Raw genomic sequence first — 3,869 nt, 5'->3', positions numbered from 1 at the left:
GGTTCGACCATTAAGGACACCCTTGAGTCGGTGTTGCGTCAGACTTACACACAGATCGAACATATCATTGTCGACGGCGGTTCGTCGGACAACACAATGGACATTGTCCGCGAAATTGAACCCCTCTATCAGGGCCGTCTGCGCTACGTCAGCGAACCTGACCGCGGAATCTACGACGCTATGAACAAAGGCATCGCGATGGCCACCGGCGACATCATCGGTATCCTCAATTCCGACGACTTCTACTCCTCCGACGACATCCTCTCGACCATCGCCGCTGAACTCGCCGACCCGGAGATCGACGCCGTCTATGGAGACGTCCACTATGTCGACGACTCCGACCTGACCCACTGTGTCCGCTACTACTCCTCGCGCACCTTCCGGCCGTGGATGATGAAACTCGGCTTCCAGCCCGCCCATCCCACTTTCTACTGCCGCCGATCCATCTACGAACGCCACGGCAATTTCGACATCAGCTTCCGCGTCGCCGCCGACTTCGAACACCTCCTGCGCCTGATCTACATCCAGCGTATCAGAACCCGCTACCTCCCGCTCGACTGCGTCACCATGCGCACCGGGGGCGCCTCGACCTCCGGCGTCAAAAGTCACCTGCGCATCCTCTCCGACCACCTTCGCGCCTACCGCAAAAACGGCGTCAACTCCAACTTCTTCCTCGACACCTCCCGCTACCTCTACAAAGCCGGCGAAGTGATGGCATCCAAAGTCCGCAACACAACCTATACCCAGACAAAGTAGTCACCCCTCACATCTAATAATAATTCAAAAAACAGCGCAAGAGTCTCACCTCCTATTGCTCATTTGACATTAATCACAGCCTCGGTTTGCAATGCTTCAGTAGCATGCAAACCGAGGCTGTGATATTTATTGATAATCTTAAATTTATCTTGATAATTTTTGTATTTTTGTGTAAAAATAACCTAAATCAAATGTGCCGACTTTATATAATTGGGAATGGTTTTGATCGCCATCACAATATCAACAGTTCATACGAACACTTTGCTTATTGGCTTAAGAAACATGACCGACAAGTATTCGAAACTTATCGTAGGGTCTGTGATTACGATGCCCTGTGGTGCGACTTCGAACGGAGCATGGCTTTTGTCAGCCGTAGCTACTTTCTTGATCTGGCAATGCCGTTCCTGCCATCTCTCAAAGGCCGGGAGGCTGAAAACCTGACAACAGCAGAAATATTCTTATCAGGAGACTGGGGCGCAGACTTTGCAATAGAATTGGTTGGCAGACTAAAAAAACGATTCTCGCAATGGATTTCTTCAATAAAAACTCCAGATGATTACCAAACTCGCAAAATCCACATCGAACAGAAAGCCAGATTTCTCACTTTCAACTATACAGACTTTCTTGAATCTCAATATGGAATAGAATCCAGACGTATAAATTACATTCACGGCAAACGCGGAAGTAAATCCAAAGGCCTTATCGTTGGTCATGGTGAAAACGGAGACGACATTTTTGACCAATGGTATACACGCATAAGCAAATACCGTCCGATAGTTAAGAAAGGAAAGAAAATATACATCCCGACGCCATATCTGAAACTATATCGCGAGCCGACATGCTATATTCCAGAATATCAATATCTGACTGAACGAATTGAAACCTACTATGACGAATCGCGTAAACCGGTCAATACCATAATTGAGGCTGAAGCTGATTATTTCAAATCACTTAATGATATTTCTGAAATCATCGTATTGGGCTTTTCTTTTTCAACTGTCGACCTCCCCTATATCAACACTCTGATCACATCCAATAAAAATCCACAAACGCTCTCATGGAGCATCAGCAAGTATAACGACAACGATGAAATCAGAGCCTTAAAAGCCTTAACCGAATTAGGAGTGAATCCTCAGCAGGTTAAATTCTTTAATATGGATGAGTTGATGAAGGCCTAAACCAAACCCTCCGCGACGGCGTTTTTCAAGAGTCATTCATACCTAATTCTTATCTTATACCGCCTATGACAACCATAATCTATTCACACCCCTATGAAGGAAGTTTCAACCATGCGGTCCTTCAGGAAATAAAGAAATCACTGGACAACGCCGGGCAAACCTACACCGTCATCGATCTCTATGCCGACGGTTTCAACCCAGCCCTTGACGCATCATCTCTGCGCCTTTACAGCCGCGGAGAGACCGCCGATCCGCTCGTCGAAAAATACCTTCAGATCCTCGACTCCACCACCCGGCTCATCTTCATTTTCCCCATCTGGTGGGGCATGATGCCGGCGATGATCAAAGGCTTTTTCGACAAAGTCCTGCTCTTCGGCAACGCCTATCGTTACAGCGATTCCGGACAACTCATACCCGACAAAATCGACATTCCCGCCACAATCATGCTGACCACCTCCCAATCGCCGACCGAACGATTCAGCTCGTTTTTCTCCTATCTCAACCAGGTCATCTGTGATGCCGTAGGCTTCCGTAATCTTGAATGGCACAACTGCCCTCAGACAGCTCATGGCCCGGCCGAAAACCGTGACAGTTTCCTGGCTCTGGCCCGCGAAAAAGCGCTGAAATAGATCGCGCAAAGCGCCTCCAGAACACTATCCACATCACTTAATACGCACACCCCATCCTGCGGCGTGGTTCCGGATCCCTCCGGACCACGCCGTAGCTTATTTATATAAGGGCAGGAGAATGCGATATTCAGCACCATAATTGAGATCCCGGTCAAATATGGAAATGTAGAGTTGTGTTATCAATAGATAATGCCATATAATTAGTGTATTAATATTTTTAAAACAAAATATTATGAGTTAATCATTGTTAAGCAAATCGCTTTTTTATACTACTGACTTGTTATAACAGTGAGCATCAGGCGGATGCTCTGCAATATTGAGAGTTTGTTTATACATCACTTATTTGAGTTTACAAACTCAACGCATCACTGTTTCAAACAGTAAATATCTATTTGCAATCCCAATTCTTAATTTCCATTTGCATTTACACTCTTTGCGTTTACATCTGTTTGAATTTACAATGTTACAGTTTCAACTTTCAAACCTCCAATTCGAGGTGTTTACATTTTAGAAATTTACATTTTCACCACCTTTTTTACAATTCCAATCCTCAATCACACATATATCCAAACTCTAAAATCCCACGATTCAAATGTAAATTACAAAGCATTAACAATCAATTTAAACAGTTGAATTCCACCGCAATTATAAATATAATATAAACCATCACTCTAATATAATCAATCCTACCCGGCGCCCAGCATCCACGCTCACCCACAAAAACAACAAATAGGCCATATCTACTAAATATTTCGCATATTTACGATTTTAACTTAAAGTATTGATTCAGATCTACCCATTTCAATCGCAAACTCAATTTACAAACACACATTTACAAACTCAACGCTCGCACTCCACGATTTTCAATCATAAATTTTAAAGTTTTCATTTCTAAATTTGCATATTCAAAATTATATAATTACATTTGCAACGCATTACAAAACAAAATTTCCAAGAGTTTGCATTATGGACCTTGTTTCAAGACTCAAACACTATCTCGACAGCCGTCAAATCAGCATAACCCAGTTTGCAGATGAGTGTGGAATCCCTCGCCCAACTGGCAGTCAGTTACTTGCAGGCCGCAACAAAAAGGTGAGCGACGAAATCATCAGCAAAATCCACTCCGCCTACCCCAATCTCAACATCGTATGGCTGATGTTTGGCGAGGGGAATATGGTGACGAATGGAAATATTGAAATCTCAGCGCCTCAAAACGCCCCACAGCCAGCCGCTGACCGCAGTCAATCGCCTACTGATCAAACAATTGGCTTCGCCCTTGAGTGCAACGAAAATCCACGGCAAGACT

Annotated in this window: 4 protein-coding genes; all 4 read left to right on the top strand. The window is 44.5% G+C overall.

What is annotated here, in order from left to right:
* A partial coding sequence (locus tag K2H17_RS04815) for a glycosyltransferase family 2 protein (protein WP_300132056.1) occupies positions 1–756 on the top strand: 756 nt, incomplete at its 5' end.
* Between the two features lie 104 nt (positions 757–860).
* Positions 861–1,934, top strand: coding sequence for a bacteriophage abortive infection AbiH family protein (locus K2H17_RS04810; protein ID WP_363319923.1), 1,074 nt, complete (start codon positions 861–863; stop codon positions 1,932–1,934).
* Positions 1,935–1,999: 65 nt separating this feature from the next.
* A complete protein-coding gene (locus K2H17_RS04805; protein WP_300132051.1) occupies positions 2,000–2,563 on the top strand; it encodes an NAD(P)H-dependent oxidoreductase in 564 nt (187 codons plus the stop codon).
* 966 nt (positions 2,564–3,529) lie between these two features.
* Positions 3,530–3,869, top strand: a 340-nt coding sequence (locus K2H17_RS04800) for a helix-turn-helix transcriptional regulator (protein ID WP_300132048.1), incomplete at its 3' end; no start/stop codon positions are given.

The organism is Duncaniella sp. (genome assembly GCF_029054785.1).
Taxonomy (GTDB): Bacteria; Bacteroidota; Bacteroidia; order Bacteroidales; family Muribaculaceae; genus Duncaniella.
The sequence above is the reverse complement of the archived record's forward strand: the minus strand, read 5'-3'. Positions and strand labels throughout refer to the sequence as shown.

What these genes read in the sequence shown, in the direction of transcription:
- K2H17_RS04810 (WP_363319923.1), top strand. Translation starts at nt 861, where the DNA reads ATGCAAACCGAGGCTGTGATATTTATTGATAATCTTAAATTTATCTTG.
- K2H17_RS04805 (WP_300132051.1), top strand. Translation starts at nt 2,000, where the DNA reads ATGACAACCATAATCTATTCACACCCCTATGAAGGAAGTTTCAACCAT.